The following is a 17220-nucleotide window of genomic DNA, read 5'->3' as shown; positions in this document are numbered from 1 at the left end:
AGGGGATCGTGCCCGAGGCTGTTCCGCCCCTGTCCGGGTGCCGCGTCCTCGTCGTCGAGGACGAGTATTTCATCGCCAGCGAGGTCAAGCGCTGGTTGCACAGCGCCGGGGCCGAGGTGATCGGCCCGGTCCCGCGCGCGGATCTCGCCCTGGACCTGATCGCCGAGCAGACGCCCCACGCCGCGGTGCTCGACGTGAATCTGGGCGACGGGAACAGCGTCTATCCGGTCGCCGAGCGTCTCGGCGTCCTCGGCGTGCCGTACCTGTTCGCCACCGGCGACGTGCGGGTCACCGGCGCCCCGGCCGAGGCGAGCCGGCCCATCCTGGAGAAGCCCTTCGTGGCGGCGGAGCTGGTCCGGGCCGTGACCAGGCTCGTCGCGGCCGCCTGAGGCCGCCGCGCCGCCTCAGAGAGGGCCCGGCCCGGGATGCGGGCCCATGCGCCGGCGGTCGTGCTCGATGGCGAAGACGTGGGCGTAGAGGTTCGCGACCCAGCCCCGCCCCTCGACCGTGAGGTCGAGGAACCGGATCGCGTCTCCGATCACGGGCTCGATCTTGCCCCAGAAGAACGACGGGTAGCGCTCCGCGAGGTCGGCCGGGCTGTCGTAGCCGAGTTCCGCGTTGACGCCGATCTCGGCGAATTCGTGGAACAGGGCGTTCAATTTGCGCGGGTAGAGCGGGTCGCCGAGCTGACCGATCAGGTCGGCCGCCCGCAGCAGGCCGGCCTCGGTCCCGGTCTCGCGATGGGAATCGTCCTCGGGGACCGGGAAGCGGGTCAGCTCGATCGCCCGGATGACCCGGGACGCGTCGACGAGATCGTGCGTGCCGAAGCGCTCCTGCACGGCCAGCTTCGAGCGCTCCACGTGGTAGGGTGCCAGCGCCGCGTCAGAGGCGCCCCGGGGCAGGCTGACGGTCGTGCCCTGCGCGTCGATGACGAAGGCCTGCAGCCGGTCTCCGGCGCAGACGCCGCGCACGTAGCCGATGTCGTGGTAGAGGGCGGCCAGGATCATGTGCAGCCAGTCCTCGGGCGTGATGCCCTGCTGCAGGAAGCGGCCGCGGAGGATGTCCTGGGCGACCAGGGTGACGAGGGCCGTGTGGTCGCCGTCATGGTAGAGGGCGTCGCTCCCGACGATCCGCTCGATCGTCAGGCGCGCCGCGGCCTCGATGATCTCGGCGTAGCGCGGCTCCCGGCTGCCGAAGGTCCGCTGGTAGGTCAGGGCCAGGTGCTCGCCGAGGGCGTCGGCGAGCATCTTGGTCGCGTCGAACATGGGATCCTCGCCGTCAGCTGCGTCGGGCGGCGCCGCGCCCGGCCGGGTCGATGGAGATCACGCGGATCGCCCCCCGCGATCGACGAGCCGCTCCTCGAGATAGGCCGCCGCGTCCGCGTAGAGTTCGTAGCGGCGCAGCAGCACCGCCCGCTTCTCGGCCTTCGTCGCCGCGTCGAGCTTGGCGCGGGCCCTGTCGGCGCGGGCGCGCAGCTTCCCGGCGAGCTTCTCGAAGGCGGCATCGATGCGCGCGCCGACCTTCTCGCCCTCGGCGCGCGCCGGATCGGGGTCGTCCTGCCGGCGCTTCGGCCCGGCCCTCTTCGCTTCTCCAGCCATGACGCATCTCCGGTCGCCCCGATCGGTGGCGGAACCGTATGACGGAACGATCACGGGCGCGACATGGGATCGGCCGCCGCGGGCGCGGCGCTTTCTCAGGCGTGTCACGGAACGCTGCTCTAGGTCGGCCCCGCGACGCGCAGGAGAACCGGCGATGCGGCCCGACGACAGCTCTGCCCCGGATGCCACCTTGAATGCCACCTCGGATGCCACCCTGGAGGGGATCCGGCGTGACCTCGCCGACAGCTACGACGAGGAGCTGGAACTCGGGCTCGAGGAGGATCGCCTCGACCGGCTCGCGGCCGAGCTCGGCGGCGCGCCGCCCGATCATCTCGACCGCAAGGTCTATTTCCGCGCGCTGCTCCGGCTGCAGCACGAGCTGGTCCGGCTCCAGGACTGGGTGCAGGATCGGAAACTGCGCGTGGTCGTGCTGTTCGAGGGCCGCGACTCGGCCGGCAAGGGCGGCGTGATCAAGCGGATCACCCAGCGCCTCAATCCCCGCGTCTGCCGCGTCGCCGCCTTGCCTGCCCCGAGCGAGCGCGAGCGGACGCAATGGTATTTCCAGCGCTACGTCTCCCATCTGCCCGCCGGCGGCGAGATCGTGCTGTTCGACCGCTCCTGGTACAACCGCGCCGGCGTCGAGCGGGTCATGGGCTTCTGCACCGAGGCGGAGGTCGAGGAGTTCTTCCGGTCGGTCCCCGAATTCGAGCGCATGCTGGTGCGCTCCGGCATCGTCCTGGTAAAATACTGGTTCTCGATCACCGATGCCGAGCAGGAATTCCGCTTCCGGATGCGGATCCACGATCCGCTCAAGCAGTGGAAGCTGTCGCCCATGGACGTCGAGTCGCGGCGCCGCTGGGAGGACTACACCCGGGCCAAGGAGGACATGCTGGCGCGGACCCATATCCCCGAGGCGCCCTGGTGGGTGGTCGAGGCGGTCGACAAGCGACGGGCCCGCCTGAACTGTATCAGCCACCTGCTCGACCAGATCCCCTATGGCAGCGTGGAGCACCCGGCGGTCCACTTGCCCGAGCGCCTGCGGCACGCGGACTACGTGCGCGGCCCGGTCCCCGCCGCGATGATCGTTCCGGCCGCGTTCTGATCGCGGCGCGGAGACGGCGCGGGAGTCGTGATCCTGTCGCGGTGGCGCGGCTATAGCGCCGCCATGGCGAAGCGCCCCATGACTCTCGACCTGTTCACGACCCTGGATATCGTCGATGACGACGTCTCGGCCGTCGTCGACGCCTATCTGGCCGATCCCACGCCCGGTTCGGTGGCGTTCGGGGACGGCTTCCGCATCGACCCCGCGGCCGCGGTGGCCTCGCATCCCTTCGCCCGGACGCTGATCGATCAGCCCTGGGCCGATGCCGGGCTGCGCCGGGCCGCCATCCGCGCCGCCATCCTGCTGGCGGAGCCGGAGCGGGTCTGACCGGATCGGCCGCCTGTCGCGCGACGGTCGCGCGATATTCGTGGGGCTGGCCTGCCGCTTTCATCGCGCTGGCATACCGCTGTCATGCGGCCGTCATGGGCGGGATGGCAGGTCGCCGCCACGGCGAACCTCCCGACCCTATGCCGCCACTCCGCCCGCCCGGTCCTGCCGTGGCGGGCTTTTGTATGCCCGCGGCTCGGCCATCGCGACGACGCGCGTCGGATCCTACGCCTAAAACGGTAGGTGTGCCGACCTCCGACCACACGACGCCCGGTTGTAATCTGAGGTGGGGACGGCGCGGATGAACGGCGCGCCTTCACGGTGAACGATCGGTTTACCCAAACCGCACAATTGCGCCGACCGCCCCGATCCGGGCGCGATCGGCGGGCGTTCTACGGGCAGGTCCACCGGAGACGTGCTGACATGCTGATCCTCAACCCGATGACCGGCCAGATGGTCGAGGTGCGCGTGCCCCGGCCGAAGCCGAAGGCCGCCTGAGCGCGCCTGCTCTCCGTCCGCTTCCCCGCACGCCCGCGGCCCAGGCGGCGTGCCCCTCCAGCCCCGCACGACCCATGCTGCCGACCGATCTCGACCGACCCGCCGAACTGACCCTCTGGCCGGGCTACGCGCCGGCCCGGGTGGCCGTGTCGCACAGTTTCCCGACGCTGCGGGCCGCCCTCGCCGCTGCGGTCGCGGCGATCGACGCCGAGGATGCCAATCCCTGGATCATCACCGAGGGCGGCGACATCCTCGCTCCGGGATGGATCCGCGCGAACACCGCGGCCGCCGTCCTGCAGTAGCCGGACGTCAGCCGGCGAGCTGGTCTGCGCCGCGGTTGCGCCACCGGTACTCGCTCGGCGAGATCCCGTAGCTGTCCTTGAAGCGGCGGCTGAAATGGCTCTGGGTGCAGAAGCCGCAGCTGTAGGCCAGCTCACCGACGGCCAGATGGGCGAAGCCGGGATCGGCGAGACGCTGCGCGGCGGTCTCCAGCCGCCGCCGCCAGATCCAGTCGGCGATGTTGCGGTCCTGCTCGCGGAACAGGGCCTGGAGGTGGCGCAGCGACACGCCGACGGCCGCCGCGAGCCGGGCGGGGTCGAGGTTCAGGTCGCCGAGATGGGCCTCGATGTGGGCCAGTGCGCGCTGGAAGATCAGGACGCCCTGGATGTTTTTGGGGGTCTCGTGCGCGAGGCGTTCCGCGATGCTCGCGACGATGAGATCGACGCCGACCGACGCCATGCGGTTCGACATGTCCGGCGTCAGGCGCTCCGCGTTGCGGACCAGTTCCTGGAAAAAGGTCGTCACCATCGACGTGCCGACTTGATCCGCGCCGATCGTGAGGCACGTGAACCGGCGCGTCGAGCCGAGGGCGCGCTCCAGGGCCGCGCGCGGCAGCTCGACGAACAGCGTCTGCGTGTCGACGTCGGAGGCCATCGTCGCCGGCCGACGGTCCATCACGACGATGTCGCCGGGATTCTGGATCGCGGTGCGGTCGTCCTGCGCGCTGAACACGCGGCCCTTGAGCGTGATGGCGACGTTCAGGGTCTCGTACTTGCCGTGCCGGCGGATCGTGTCCGGGGTCGCGACGGTGGTGACGGCGCTCTGCGTCACGCGCGTGATCAGCAGCGGCCCGACCTCCGCGGCCTCCAGCGTGCCGGTGAAAGCGTGCGCCACGGCAGGCGTAAGTTCGACCGGCACGATCCGCTCGAAGATCGTCTCACGCCAGAGGCGGAAACTGTCTTTCGGCTTGAAATCCGCCGTAGAGAACAAAGTCCTCATAGAAAATTCTTGTATTCATGCTTCGCCGCGCGCGCTCGGGAAAACGGTAGCACGCTTTCAGGCAAGCGCAACGGCGCCGACCAACCTAAGAGGGTTCTCGACCTTGTCAGGAGCCCATAACGTGTCCGATTCGTCCCTCGTCAGCCCCCAATCCAATATCGTGCTGACGGCAGGGCTCGTCGCTGCCTACGTATCGAACAATCGGGTTCCGACCGCCGACCTTCCGACCCTCATCGCGCAGTGTCACGACGCCATCACCGCGCTGGCCGCCAACGGGGCGGCGTCGATCGAGGCTGCGGGGGACATGGACGCGCTGCGCGACCGGCCTACCGCCGCGCAGATCCGCAGCTCGATCCGGCCCGACGGCATCGTGAGCTTCATCGACGGGCGCCGGTACAAGACGCTCAAGCGCCATCTCACGGCCCACGGCCTGCACCCGCAGAGCTACCGCGAGCGCTACGGTCTGCCGGCCGACTATCCGATGGTCGCGCAGGAATATGCCGAGCGCCGGTCCGCGCTGGCGCGCTCCATCGGCCTCGGCGTGCCAGGCGAGCGCGCCGCCTGAGCCGACCCGCCTCGGCAGGCCGCGGCTGATTCGTGGCTGGCGCTCCCGGCCTCAGGCGGCCGCGTGCCGTCCGTCGGGCAGCAGATCCCGGCTCGCCTGCTCGATCCGTTTGAGCCAGTCCTCGGCCGCCGCCGCCCGCAGGGTCGCGGCCTCGGCCCGCGCCTGGGCCTCCCGGACGCGCCGGTCGGCTTCCGCCTCGCGTTCGAGGACCTGCCGCGCCGCCTGCGCCCGCGCTTCCTCCAGGAGCGCCCGCAGGGTCCGGATCTCCTGTTGGGCGGCCTCCAGATCCGCGGCCAGCGTCTCGCAGGCGGTCGATTGCTGGTGCAGGCGCTGATCCTGCGCCTGCTTCGCGACGGTCGCGGCCGACAGGGTGTCGAGGATCTGGCTCCAGTCCGCCACCGGCCGCGACGGCGTCTCCGGATCGGGTTCGGGGGACGCTTCGGAACGCGCCGCCGGGCTCGGCGCGTCGGCCACGAGGGGGCCGTCGGCGATCCCCGGAGCCGGCTCCGTCGGTTCTCCGCGCTCACGCGCGATGCGGGCGTCGAGCTGGGCCCAGAACGTCGCGTTCATCGCCGTGGCGATCCCGCCGGGCCCGCGCCGGTCACGAAGCCGCCCGCGTCGCGGAAGCCCGAGCGCTGCCCGCCTGGCCGGTCACCTGTCCGCCCGGCTGCATCACGAATTCCGCGTCGATCGTCTCGGCGATGCGCTGGAGCATCTGCTCCGCCGCCGCGGCCCGCTCCTCGGCGGCCGCGGCCCGGTCCTCGGCGGCCTGGATCAGCTTGATCGCCTGCGCGTGGACCTCGTGGGTCTCCCGCTCGGCCGCCAGCACCTGGGCGCGGGCCGCGTCCATGTCGGCGCGCACCTGCCGCAGCAGGTCCTGGACGTGCGTCTCCTGCTCCTGTGCCCGGTCCTCGACGTCCCGGATGTAGCGCGCCGCGCCCTGCACCCGCTCCAGCAGGTCGGGCCACCGCTCGACCGGCGACGGGTTCTGGTTGCGCCCCTGCGCCGAGACGCGCTCGTCCGCGGCGAGCAGGACGAGGTTGCCGGTGCGGATCCGTGTCGTCGGCTCGCGGGCGTCGCGCGCGACGGCATCGATCTGGTCCAGCGCCTCGGCCCTGGGGTGCTTCGTCTGTTCCATCACGCGTCCTGCCGACAGGGTGCAGCGCAAGCCTTCGGTGAGGCATCGGCGTCCGCCTCACACCGACGGAAAATGGTTAACAACTCCTTAATGTTCGCGCTAGGGTTGCGCTGCCGCGGCGATACCCGCGCGACGTCGCGCGCGGGACCGCCGGATCGCGGGCCGTCTCACGGGTAGCGGACGGGCTGCGGGTCCTCCGGCAGCGGGATGAACTCGGCGTCGTTCGGCACGGTGTCGAACCGGCCCTGGCGCCAATCCTCCTTGGCCTGCGCGATCCGCTCGGGCCGGGACGAGACGAAGTTCCACCACAGGTGGCGCGGGCCGTCCATTGGCTCGCCGCCCAGCACCATGAACCGGGCCGATTCCGTGGCGCGCACGCTGATGCGGTCGCCGGGGCGGAACACCAGCAGCTGGCCGGGGCCGAAGCCGTCGCCGGCGATCTCGATGGCGCCCGCGACCGTGTAGATCGCCCGCTCGTCGTAGGTCGGATCGAGGGGCAGGACGGCGCCGGCCTCGAGGGCCACGTCGGCGTAGACCATCGGGCTCGAGGTCCGGACCGGCGAGCGCGCGCCGAAGGCCTCGCCGGCGATCAGCCGGACGGTCTTGCCCTCGCCGGTGAGGACCGGCAGCGCGGCGGCGTCGTAGTGCTCGAAGGCGGGGGCGTTCTCCTCGTCCCGGTCCGTCAGCGCGACCCAACTCTGGATGCCGAACAGGCGGGAGCCGGTCTGACGCAGCGTCGGGGCGGTGCGTTCCGAGTGCGTGATGCCGCGGCCGGCGGTCATCCAGTTCAGCTCGCCCGGCCGGATCGGCAGCTCCGTGCCGAGGCTGTCGCGGTGCATGATCTCGCCGTCGAACAGGTAGGTGACGGTGGAGAGGCCGATATGCGGGTGCGGCCGCACGTCCATGCCCTGCCCGAGGAGGAATTCCGAGGGGCCCATCTGGTCGAAGAAGATGAAGGGGCCGACCATCCGGCACTCGGTGGAGGGAAGCGCCCGGCGCACCGCGAAGGAGCCGAGATCGCGCGAGCGGGGCACGATCAGGGTCTGGATCGCGTCGCAGCTGAAATGGTCGCCCGGGATCGGGTCATCGGCACTGTGCCAGCTCATCGCCTTGCTCCTCCGCGCGGGGATCGGCCCCCCATCCGCAGGCATCCTGGACCGGGAGCGGCCGGGTTGGAACAGAAACGATCGAAACGCATCGTTTCCGAAAAATCGCCCGATCGTCCCGGCCGGGGCGACGGCCTACCAGGGTGTCGGCTTGGGGTTGCGCTCGTCGAAGCCGCGCTGGTGCCAGTACGGGTAGATCGGGGTCTCCTGGCTCGCCGCGTCGAGCCGGGCGACCTGCTCGGCCGTCAGGGTCCAGCCGAGGGCGCCGAGGTTCTGCTTCAACTGCTCCTCGTTGCGGGCGCCGACCACGATGTTGCACACGGTCGGCCGGGTCAGCAGCCAGTTGAGCGCGACCTGCGCCACCGTCTTGCCGGTCTCGGCCGCCACGGCGTCGAGGGCGTCGACCACGCCGAACAGGTAGTCGTCGGAGACCGGCGGCCCGCCCTCGGCGCCGCCGGCGGCGATGCGGCCGCTCTGGTTGGCCTGTCCGCGGCGGATCTTGCCGGTGAGACGGCCCCAGCCCAGCGGGCTCCAGACCATCAGGCCGACGCCCTGGTCGAGGCCGAGCGGCATCAGCTCCCACTCGTAGTGGCGGCCGATCAGCGCGTAGTAGCCCTGGTAGGCGACGTAGCGGGCGAGCCCGTGGCGCTCGGAGGTCGCGAGCGCCTTCATCAGCTGCCAGCCCGAGAAGTTGGAGGCGCCGATATAGCCGATCTTGCCCGCGCGGGTGAGGTCGTCGAGCGCCCGCAGCGTCTCGTCCACGGGGGTGAGGGCGTCGAAGCCGTGCATGAAGTAGACGTCGATATGGTCGGTGCCGAGCCGCTTCAGGCTGGCCTCGCAGGCGCGGATCAGGTGGTAGCGCGACGAGCCGACCTGGTTCAGCTCGTCGTTGAACCGGAAGGTCGCCTTGGTGGAGATCAGCGCCCGGTCGCGCTTGCCCTTCAGGGCCTGGCCCAGGATCTCCTCCGAGGCGCCGCCCGAGTAGATGTCGGCCGTGTCGAAGAAGTTGACGCCGGAGTCGAGGCAGAGATCGACCATGCGGGTCGCCTCGGCGACGTCCGTCTGCCCCCAGCGCTGGAAGAATTCGTTCGTGCCGCCGAAGGTGCCGGTGCCGAAGCTGAGCACCGGCACGGTGAGGCCGGAGCGTCCGAACTGCCTGTAGTCCATCGGGTCCTCGTCGCGATCGCGGCCGCCGCGCGGCGGCGCGCCTGCCGGATCAACGCGCCGCGCCGCCCGGTTTTCCCGGCCGGCGCGGGCCGTCAGCGCCGCGACTCGACGACCGGCGCCCCGTCGCAGCGCTGGCCGGCGGCCGCGCCCGTGCGCCGGTCGGGCGGCAGGGCGTCCGGCGACCCGGCCTTCTCCGCCAGGATCGCGACGTTCGCCGTCATCCCGGCCGCCAGCACGATCGGGCAGGGCACGTCGTCGAGGTCGATCCGGATCGGCACCCGCTGCGCCAGCCGGACCCAGGTGAAGATCGGGTTGACCGTCGGCAGCCCCTGGACGCCCGGGGCGGCGTCGGCGACGCTGATCCCGCGGCCGAGGCCGGTGACGCGCCCCCGGATCGGACGGTCCGGCCACGCCATCAGCGACACGCGCGCGGCGTCGCCCGCGCCGATGCGCGGGAGCTGCGTCTCCTCGAAATAGCCCTCGATCCAGAAGCTGTCGCCGTTGACCAGCGTCAGCGCCGGCTGCCCCGTGGCGGCGAACCCGCCCTCCTGCAGCAGCAGGTTGGTGACCCAGCCGTTCACGGTCGCCCGCAGGGTTGTGCGCTCCAGGTTGAGCCGCGCCTGCGCCAGCGCACCCTCCGCCTGGACCACGTCGGCCTGGGCGGCCTGCGCCTGGCCGCTGGTCGTCTGCTTCTGCTGCGGCGTTGTGGCGAGGTCGTCGAGGTCGGCGGTGCGCTGCGCGATCCCCGCGAGGTACCCGGCCCGCGCCCGGGCGCTGGCGAGGGCGCCCTCGGCCTGGGTCACGGCGTTCCTGAACGTGCCGGGGTCGATCGTGAACAGCACGTCGCCCTTGCGGACGAACTGGTTGTCGCGGACCCGGACCGCCACCACCGTGCCGGAGACCTCGGGCGCCACCTGCACGGTGTAGACGCGCACGCGCCCGTCCCGGGTCCAGGGCGTGTAGGCGTAGTAGAGGAAGGCGAGGTAGGCGAGGCCCACGGCCGCCGCCAGCGCCAGCAGGGTGGCAGCGACGTTGTAGGCGGGCGGCGGCTGCCAGTCGCGCAGCGACGGTCGCGGTTTCAGGGCCATCTCACGGGCCCTGGACGCGCAGGGACAGGATCAGCAGCGCCGTCACGGCGGTCAGGAGGCTGAAGTCGAACAGGGCGCGGTTCCAGACAAGGTGGTTGATGCCGATCCAGTCCAGGATCCAGCGCAGGGCCCAGGTGATCACCAGGGCGGCGAGCAGGCAGATCACCGCGGGCTCGACGAAGAGCCCCAGCACGTCGACCGCCCGCAATCCGACCACGCCGATCACGCCCGCCCTCCCGGATCGAGGTTCGGCCAGCCCGCGCGGTCGAGATCCGACACGAGGGCGGCCAGCGCCCCGATGCGCTCCGCCTGGAGCGGCAGGGTCGCCCGGTCGGCGAGCGCGCGCAAGGGATCCGGCGCCGTCTCCGGCCCCGCCGGACGGGACGCGGCGAGCCGCGCCCAGACCGCCCGGCCGACGCGGCGGCCCTCCCGATCGTCCGTCTCCCGCAGGGCGAGCAGCAGGAGCCCGATGACGAGCAGGCGCTCGCCGCTCCGGGCCGCCTCTTCATCTGCGCCGATGAGGGCGAGTCGGCCGAAGCCCCGGGCGAGGTAGCGGTCGAGCGGCGGCAGCAGGAGCGCCGGGTCGAGGGCCGCGCCGCGCACCGACCGGACCAGCCGGCGTCGGGCCCGCAGGCGCAGGGTCGCGGCGCTCACCGGCGGCGGCAGGGCGGCGAACGCGATCGCCGCCACCGCCATGCCGAGCAGCTCGGCCAGCACGGTGTTGAGCGAGTCGGCGAGGTCGTAGGTCATCGGGTTCTTGGGATCGAGCACGCCGAAGACGAAGAACCCGAAGCCGATCCCGTAGATCGCGCGCTTGTCGGCGCGGCCGACCACCGCCAGCATCGCCACCGGCAGCAGCACCGCGGCCAGCAGCGCGAAGCTCCCGGTGGTCGTCAGCAGGGTGTAGCGGACGGTGAGCCCGACCACGCCGGCAAGCAGCGCGCCGACCAGGAAGTCGCGGGATTCCGCCCGCGGGTCGGCATGGGCGGCGAGCAGGACGCAGACGAGGCTCGCCCAGGTCGCGGCGCCGGCCCCGTGCGACCAGCCGGTGACGTACCAGAAGCCGTTGACGAGCAGGACGGCGGCGGCGGTGCGCAGGGCGTTGTCGAAGGCGTGCCAGCCGTCCCAGTCCAGGTCGTTCCACAGGAGCAGGTGCGGGCGGAACGGGACGCGCCGCCGGCCCACGCGCCCGCCGGCCCGCAGGAGCCGCGCCGAGACCCGGACGCGCCCGACCTGCCGGACGGCGATCGCCCCGCCGGCCCCGATCAGGTCGGTCGAGCGCGATCCCGGCCGGTCCGGCAGCAGCGCCCGCAGCAGGCCCGCGGCGAGCACCCGCCGCAGCCGGGGGGCGGCGTTGCGGATGCCGCGGCCGCCGGAGCGCAGGGAGGGCTGCTCGGTGAAGGTGTCGGTGACCTCCTCGCCCAGGGTCATGACCGCGGCGATCGGCATCGGGCCGGGCCGCTCGCCCCGCCGCAGGGCGGCCATCCAGGCGTCGCAGGCCTCCGCGGCCGCCTCGAGCCGCCCCGCCAGGGCGCGGCTGACGGCGGGGACGCCCGGCGCCACGAACACGTTCGACGCGTAGGCGCAGCCGATCCCGAGCAGGATCGTCGAGCAGCGGTCGACGCCGATCTGGAACACCGCCTCCGGGTTCTGCACGTCGGCCAGCGCGATGATCGGCACGGTGAAGCCCATCGAGGCGAAGCCGTAGGCGCGCTGGCCGCTCTCGACGCTGGAGGCCGCGGTGAGCAGGCCCATCCACAGGGCCAGCGCGAGGTCGAAGGCCAGGGTCGCCTGGGCGAAATTGGCCACCAGCACCATCGCGACGGTGACGCCCACCAGCGTGCTGCCGGCGCGCCACAGGCTCTTGCGCAGGGAGGCCGCGCGGGTGGCGAGCGTCACCGAGATGACCGTCCAGCCGGCCCAGTGCGGCAGCGCCAGCTCGAGCCACATGGCGAGCCAGATCGCCGCGATGGCGGTGAGCGCGATGCGCACGGCCTCGGCCGCCTCGCGCGGCCACCACGCCGCGAGGCGCTGCAGGAGGCCCGGCGCGTCCTCGGAGAGCGCGACCTCACCGGCCATCGCGCGGCCTCGCCGGCCGGGGCGGGTCCGGGAACCCGGCTGCAGGCTCAGTCATAGTGCTCGGCGATGTCGACCTTCCCCTTGAACACCCGGTAGACCACCAGGGTGTAGATCAGGGTGATCGGCAGGACCACGATGCCTGCGCCCCAGAACATGAAGGACAGGCTCGCCTCCGGCGCCGCCGCCTCGGTCACCGTCACGCTGAACGGCACCATGTAGGGCAGGAACGAGGCGGCGAGCGTCGCGAAGGCGGCGGCGAAGATCAGCGCCACCAGCGGGAAGGGCAGGGCATCGATCCGGCGCCGCGCCGCGTAGAGGAGCCCGGCGCAGGCCGCGGCCCCCACGAGCGGCAGGACCAGCATCTCGGGCCGCTCGACCCAGCGGTGCAGCACCCGCAGGTTCATCGCCAGCGCGTACGCGAAGGCCGCGCCGAGGAAGACCAGGACGCCCAGCAGGAGCCGCGGCAGCAGCCGGAAGCCGAGGTCGCGCACGTCGGACTCGGTCTTGCCGCACAGCCACGCGGCGCCGAGCAGCGCGTAGCCGAGGCACAGGCCGAGCCCGCAGAGCAGCGAGAACGGCGTGAGCCACGTGAACGCCCCGCCGGCGTAGAGCCCGTCCTGCACCGGCAGCTCCTGCACGAGCGCCCCGACCGTCACGCCCTGCACGAAGGCCGCGCAGTAGGAGCCGCCGACGAAGCCCGCGTCCCAGACCCGCCGCAGCCGCCGGGACTTGTAGCGGAACTCGAAGGCGACGCCGCGCAGGATCAGGGCCGCGAGCATGAGGAGGAGCGGCAGGTAGAAGGCCGAGAGCAGCAGCGCGTAGACCATCGGGAAGGCGCCGAACAGGATCGTGGCGGCGAGCACCAGCCAGGTCTCGTTGCCGTCCCAGACGGGGGCGATCGCCTGCATCATGTGCCGGCGCGCCGTCTCGTCCGGTGCGATCCCGAACAGCATGCCGACGCCGAGGTCGAACCCGTCGAGCAGCACGTAGAGCATCAGGGTGAGGGCGAGGGCGGCGGCCCAGAATTCGATCACGGCCGCTCACTCCGCCGGATTGCTGCTGGGGGTGCCGGGACTGTCGCCCGGCACGGCGAGCGGCCGCTTGGGGTTGGCGGCGCTCCCCGCACGGGCCGGGGTCGGCAGGATGCCGGCCTTGAGCATGCGGTAGATGTAGACGGTGCCGGCCGCGAAGATCAGCGCGTAGACCGCGCCGAACACGGCGAGCGAGGTCGCAACCTGCGGCGCGGCCAGGAACGGCGTCGCCGCGTCGGCGGTGCGCAGCTGGCCGTAGACCGTCCAGGGCTGGCGCCCGACCTCGGCGGTGAACCATCCGGTCAGGGTCGCCACGAAGCCGAGCGGGAACGACAGGAAGATCGCCCATTGCAGCCAGCGCGCCCGCTCCAGTCGCCCGGTGGCGTAGAAGGCCATCCCGCCCCAGGCCAGCGCCAGCATCAGCAGCCCGCAGCCGACCATGATGCGGAAGGCGAAGAACGGGATCAGCACCGGCGGCCGGTCGGCCTTGGGAATGTCCTTGATGCCGATCACCTTGCCGGTGAGGGTGCCGTCGTCGATCAGGCTGCCGATCGGGGCGGGCAGCGCGATGACGAAGTGGTTCTTCTCCTGCGCCTCGTCGGGCCACGCGAACAGGATCTCGCCGGCCGGCGCCTGGCTCTCCCAGTGGCCCTCGATCGCGGCGATCTTCGAGGGCTGGTGCTTGACGACGTAGTCGCCGGTGAGGTGGCCGAAGAACAGCTGCAGCGGCACCAGGATCGCGGCGAGGCCGAGCCCCATCCGGATCATGGCGCGGGCCTCGATCCGGTCGCTGCCGCGCAGCATGTACCACGCCCCCGTCGCGGCCACGCAGAAGCTGGTGGTGACGTAGGCGGCCAGGACCATGTGGGGGAAGCGGACCCAGACGACCCCGTTGAAGATGATCGCCCACCAGTCCGTCGGCACGAACACGCCGTCCGGGCGCTGGGCGAAGCCGGTCGGGTACTGCATCCACGAATTGTTCACGAGGATCCAGAACGACGACAGGCTGGTGCCGAGGCAGACCATCAGGCAGGCGAACAGGTAGAACCAGCGCGGCACCCGCCTGCGGCCGAACATCAGCACCCCGAAGAACGAGGCCTCGAGCGCGAAGGCCGTGAAGCTCTCGTAGCCGAGGAGCGGCCCCTGGATCGGGCCGGTGCGGCGGGCGAGCTCGCTCCAGTTGGTGCCGAACTGGAACGCCATGACGATGCCGGAGACGACGCCGAGCCCGAAGGCGACGGCGAAGATCTTGAGCCAGAAGTCGAACAGGCGGTCGTAGACCGGCTCGCGCGCGATCATCGCCCGCGCCTGCAGGAAGGCGAGCCAGGCCGCCAGCCCGACCGTGAAGGCCGGGAAGATGATGTGGAACGACACCGTGAAGGCGAACTGGATGCGCGAGAGCATCAGGGCGGAGATGTCCATCGTTCCTCTCTCCGGCCGAAGCTCGCCGGTCCGCCGCCGCGGGCCGGGCGCGCCGCACCCTCAGATGTCCGCCGGCGGGGCGCGGGGAACCGCGCCTCGCGAACCTGTCAGACGTTCTCGATCCTCAGGACCGGCGCCGTCTCGGCCCGGGTGCGGCGGCAGGCCTCGGCGTCCCGCTTGAGGTCGATGCCGTAGGTCGGGATCACCGCCTTGAGGCGGGGCAGCCAGGCATCCGGCGTGAGCCGGTCGGCGAAGCACTTCTCCAGGACCTCGACCGCGATGAAGGCCGCCGTCGAGGCGCCGGGCGAGGCGCCGAGCAGGGCGCAGATCGAGTTGTCGGCCGCGGCCACCAGCTCCGTGCCGAATTCGAGGTAGCCCTCCTCCAGCGGGTTCGCCTTGCCGGTCGGCTTGATCGTCTGCACCCGCTGGCCGGCCACCGCCGAGGTCCAGTCCTGCTTCAGCGCCTTGGGGAAGAAGTCCTTGAGGGTCGCGAACTGGTGGTCGGAGCTCTGGAGCACCTGGCCCACGAGGTACTCGGTGAGCGCGACGTTGTCCTTGGCGACGTCCAGCAGCGGCACGATGTTGTGCGGTGTCAGCGCGGTGAACAGGTCGGTGAGCGACCCGTGCTTCAGGAAGCGCGACGAGAAGCCCGCGTAGGGCCCGAACAGCAGCGAGCGCTTGCCGCCGATGATGCGGGTGTCGAGGTGGGGGACCGACATCGGCGGCGAGCCGGAGGCGGCCTTGCCGTAGACCTTGGCGTGGTGGCGTGCGCTGACCGCGTCGACGTCGCAGCGCAGCCAGATCCCCGAGACCGGGAAGCCGCCGTAGCCGCGCCCCTCCGGGATCTTCGAGGCCTGCAGCAGCGGCAGCGAGCCGCCGCCCGCGCCGATGAACACGAACTTGGCCGTCACGGTCTGGCGCGTGCCGTCGTAGGTGTCCTCGACGGTCACGGCCCAGCGGCCGTCGTCGACCCGGTCGAGGGCGACGACCTTGCGGTTGTAGTGGACGGCGAAGCCGGGCTGTGCCGCGAGCTGCTTGACCAGCAGGTGCGTCAGGGCGCCGTAATCGACGTCCGTCCCGGTGACGATCCGGGTGGCGGCGATCGGCTCGCCGGGATCGCGGCCCTCGATGATCAGCGGCGCCCAGCCGGCGATGACCTGCGGGTCCTCGCTGTACTCCATGCCGTGGTAGCAGTGGTGCGCCGACATCGCGGCGTAGCGCGCCTTGAGGAAGGCGACGTTCTCGGCCCCCCAGACGAAGCTCATGTGCGGGCAGGGATGGATGAAGGCGCGGGGGTCCGGGATCGCGCCCTTCCTCACCAGATGCGCCCAGAGCTGGCGCGAGATGTCGAACTCGGTGTTCACCTCCAGGGCCTTGGCGATGTCGACGCTGCCGTCGGGGCGCTGGGGCGTGTAGTTCAGCTCGCAATTGGCCGCGTGGCCGGTGCCGGCGTTGTTCCAGCCCTCCGAGCTCTCCTGCGCGCAGTCGTGCAGCGTCTCGAACATCGCGATCCTGAGCGACGGCTCCAGCTCCTTCAGGACCGTGCCGAAGGTCGCGCTCATGATCCCGGCGCCGATCAGCACCACGTCGGGAGCGTCGTCGAAGCTCATCTCGGCCATCGGGCCCCTCCTCAGGCAGTCTTGTTCGGGACGAAGGGGAGCCGGGCCTCGGCGCCGGGGGCGAGGATCACGTAGGCCCGGCACCAGGGCTCGTCGTCGACGAGGCGCCAGGAATGGCCGGAGCCGGCCGTGTCCTCGGCGATGAGGATGTCGCCGGGGCGGATCGTGAAGTGCGCGCCGGCCCTCGTCTGGAAGTCGAGGGTGCCGCGCAGGGTGATGACGAACTGCCGGGTCGGCGCCGCGTGCCACGCGTAGGTGCCGCCGGCCTGGGTCTCGCGGAAGGAGATCGAGACCACGTCGGTCGTGCCGCTGAGGATGTCGCCGCGCTCGCCGTGGGGCAGGTCGATGACGCCTTCCTCGAAGTAGGAATTGTCGTCGTCACCGGTCCAGATGCGTACGCAGCGGATCATCGGGCAGAGCTCAGGCTTCGGAAGGGCGCCTCAGCGCCAGAGGTTGGTCTTGGCGAGGTCGATGATCTCGGTGCCGCGCCCGTCGATGACCGCCCGGGCGAGCCACATCCCGAAGCCCGTCACCTGCTCGAGGCCGACCTTCGGCGGCATCGACAGCTCCTGGCGGGCCGAGACGACGTCGAGCAGCGCCGGGCCGTCATGGGCGAGCATCGCGGCCATCGCGTCCGGCAGCGCGGCCGGATCCTCCACGCGCCGGGCGAAGATGCCGGCCCCGCTCGCCATGGCGGCGAAGTCCGGGTTCACCAACTCGACGCCGGTCTCAAGGAAGCCCGCTGCCTTCATCTCCATCTCGACGAAGCCCAGCGTGCCGTTGTTCAGCACCACGATCTTCACCGGCAGCTTGTGCTGGTTGAGGGTCAGCAGGTCGCCCATCAGCATGGCGAAGCCGCCGTCGCCGGAGAACGAGATGATCTGCCGCCCGGGATAGGCCGCCTGCGCGCCGATCGCCTGCGGCAGGGCGTTGGCCATCGAGCCGTGGTTCAGCGAGCCGATCAGCCGGCGCTTGCCGTTCATGGCGAGGTAGCGCGCCGCCCAGATCGTCGGCGTGCCGACGTCGAAGGTGAAGACCGCGTCCTCGGAGGCCGCCTCGCTGAGCGTCCGGGCGACGTATTGCGGGTGGATCTTGCCGCCGGGCTTGCCGACCGCCAGCGCGTCGAGCCCGGCGCGGGCCTTGCGGTAATGGGCGAGGCTGTCGTCGAGATGCGCCCGGTCGGTCTTGGCCTGCAGCTTCGG

At 71.6% G+C, this 17220-nt stretch carries 20 protein-coding genes; 5 read left to right on the top strand and 15 right to left on the bottom strand.

Features of this window, described 5'->3' with window-relative positions; genetic code table 11:
* Positions 1–8: 8 nt before the first annotated feature.
* Positions 9–389 carry a response regulator gene (locus BM419_RS22640; RefSeq protein WP_091927738.1) on the top strand — a complete coding sequence of 127 codons (381 nt, stop codon included), beginning with the start codon at positions 9–11 and terminating at the stop codon, positions 387–389.
* 15 nt (positions 390–404) lie between these two features.
* On the opposite strand, the gene BM419_RS22635 is transcribed toward BM419_RS22640, so the two are convergent.
* Both BM419_RS22635 and BM419_RS22630 read right to left on the bottom strand, forming a co-directional pair.
* A complete protein-coding gene (locus tag BM419_RS22635) occupies positions 405–1265 on the bottom strand; it encodes a hypothetical protein (protein WP_020091038.1) in 861 nt (286 codons plus the stop codon).
* Positions 1266–1322: 57 nt separating this feature from the next.
* Positions 1323–1598: a hypothetical protein gene (locus tag BM419_RS22630; RefSeq protein ID WP_091927737.1), complete on the bottom strand. Its 276-nt coding sequence runs from the start codon at positions 1596–1598 to the stop codon at positions 1323–1325.
* 154 nt (positions 1599–1752) lie between these two features.
* Between BM419_RS22630 and ppk2 the strand changes: the two genes are divergently transcribed.
* From ppk2 to BM419_RS22615, 3 genes are all read left to right on the top strand, one after another.
* Positions 1753–2700: a polyphosphate kinase 2 gene (ppk2, locus tag BM419_RS22625; RefSeq protein WP_244540828.1), complete on the top strand. Its 948-nt coding sequence runs from the start codon at positions 1753–1755 to the stop codon at positions 2698–2700.
* 78 nt (positions 2701–2778) lie between these two features.
* Positions 2779–3027, top strand: a complete 249-nt coding sequence (locus tag BM419_RS22620) for a hypothetical protein (protein WP_128083267.1) — start codon at positions 2779–2781, stop codon at positions 3025–3027.
* A 572-nt stretch (positions 3028–3599) separates the two neighbouring features.
* Complete coding sequence (locus BM419_RS22615; protein WP_091927736.1) at positions 3600–3827, top strand: hypothetical protein; 228 nt, start codon at positions 3600–3602, stop codon at positions 3825–3827.
* A gap of 7 nt (positions 3828–3834) precedes the next feature.
* On the opposite strand, the gene BM419_RS22610 is transcribed toward BM419_RS22615, so the two are convergent.
* Positions 3835–4803 carry a helix-turn-helix domain-containing protein gene (locus BM419_RS22610; RefSeq protein WP_026604602.1) on the bottom strand — a complete coding sequence of 323 codons (969 nt, stop codon included), beginning with the start codon at positions 4801–4803 and terminating at the stop codon, positions 3835–3837.
* 121 nt (positions 4804–4924) lie between these two features.
* Between BM419_RS22610 and BM419_RS22605 the strand changes: the two genes are divergently transcribed.
* The gene (locus tag BM419_RS22605) at positions 4925–5368 is read left to right on the top strand and encodes a Ros/MucR family transcriptional regulator (RefSeq protein ID WP_091927735.1); all 444 of its coding nucleotides are present in this window, start codon (positions 4925–4927) and stop codon (positions 5366–5368) included.
* Positions 5369–5419: 51 nt separating this feature from the next.
* Here BM419_RS22605 and BM419_RS22600 read toward each other — a convergent pair whose 3' ends face one another.
* The 12 genes from BM419_RS22600 to BM419_RS22545 all read right to left on the bottom strand — a co-directional run.
* On the bottom strand, positions 5420–5938 hold the full coding sequence (locus BM419_RS22600) for a hypothetical protein (RefSeq protein WP_020091030.1): 519 nt from the start codon (positions 5936–5938) through the stop codon (positions 5420–5422).
* A gap of 31 nt (positions 5939–5969) precedes the next feature.
* Complete coding sequence (locus tag BM419_RS22595) at positions 5970–6506, bottom strand: hypothetical protein (protein WP_091927734.1); 537 nt, start codon at positions 6504–6506, stop codon at positions 5970–5972.
* 167 nt (positions 6507–6673) lie between these two features.
* On the bottom strand, positions 6674–7612 hold the full coding sequence (locus BM419_RS22590) for a pirin family protein (protein WP_020091028.1): 939 nt from the start codon (positions 7610–7612) through the stop codon (positions 6674–6676).
* 135 nt (positions 7613–7747) lie between these two features.
* The gene (locus tag BM419_RS22585) at positions 7748–8779 is read right to left on the bottom strand and encodes an aldo/keto reductase (RefSeq protein WP_091927733.1); all 1032 of its coding nucleotides are present in this window, start codon (positions 8777–8779) and stop codon (positions 7748–7750) included.
* Positions 8780–8871: 92 nt separating this feature from the next.
* On the bottom strand, positions 8872–9867 hold the full coding sequence (locus tag BM419_RS22580; protein ID WP_056522821.1) for an HlyD family secretion protein: 996 nt from the start codon (positions 9865–9867) through the stop codon (positions 8872–8874).
* 1 nt (position 9868) lies between these two features.
* Positions 9869–10093, bottom strand: a complete 225-nt coding sequence (locus tag BM419_RS22575; RefSeq protein ID WP_020091025.1) for a DUF1656 domain-containing protein — start codon at positions 10091–10093, stop codon at positions 9869–9871.
* Positions 10090–11946 (bottom strand): FUSC family protein, encoded by a 1857-nt coding sequence (locus BM419_RS22570; protein WP_091927732.1) that lies wholly within the window; start codon positions 11944–11946, stop codon positions 10090–10092. Before BM419_RS22570 ends, BM419_RS22575 begins: the two co-directional genes overlap by 4 nt.
* 47 nt (positions 11947–11993) lie before the next feature.
* On the bottom strand, positions 11994–12980 hold the full coding sequence (gene cydB / locus BM419_RS22565; RefSeq protein ID WP_091927731.1) for a cytochrome d ubiquinol oxidase subunit II: 987 nt from the start codon (positions 12978–12980) through the stop codon (positions 11994–11996).
* Positions 12981–12986: 6 nt separating this feature from the next.
* On the bottom strand, positions 12987–14399 hold the full coding sequence (locus tag BM419_RS22560) for a cytochrome ubiquinol oxidase subunit I (RefSeq protein WP_091676001.1): 1413 nt from the start codon (positions 14397–14399) through the stop codon (positions 12987–12989).
* Positions 14400–14506: 107 nt separating this feature from the next.
* A complete protein-coding gene (gene mqo, locus BM419_RS22555; RefSeq protein ID WP_091927730.1) occupies positions 14507–16018 on the bottom strand; it encodes a malate dehydrogenase (quinone) in 1512 nt (503 codons plus the stop codon).
* An 11-nt stretch (positions 16019–16029) separates the two neighbouring features.
* Positions 16030–16428, bottom strand: a complete 399-nt coding sequence (locus BM419_RS22550; protein ID WP_020091020.1) for a cupin domain-containing protein — start codon at positions 16426–16428, stop codon at positions 16030–16032.
* Positions 16429–16458: 30 nt separating this feature from the next.
* Positions 16459–17220 (bottom strand): thiamine pyrophosphate-dependent enzyme (locus BM419_RS22545; protein WP_244540827.1); only part of this gene is annotated, 762 nt, incomplete at its 5' end.

The sequence above is a fragment of the Methylobacterium sp. yr668 genome (assembly GCF_900116245.1).
Classification (GTDB): domain Bacteria; phylum Pseudomonadota; class Alphaproteobacteria; order Rhizobiales; family Beijerinckiaceae; genus Methylobacterium.
This window is presented reverse-complemented; position numbering and strand designations above follow the sequence as displayed.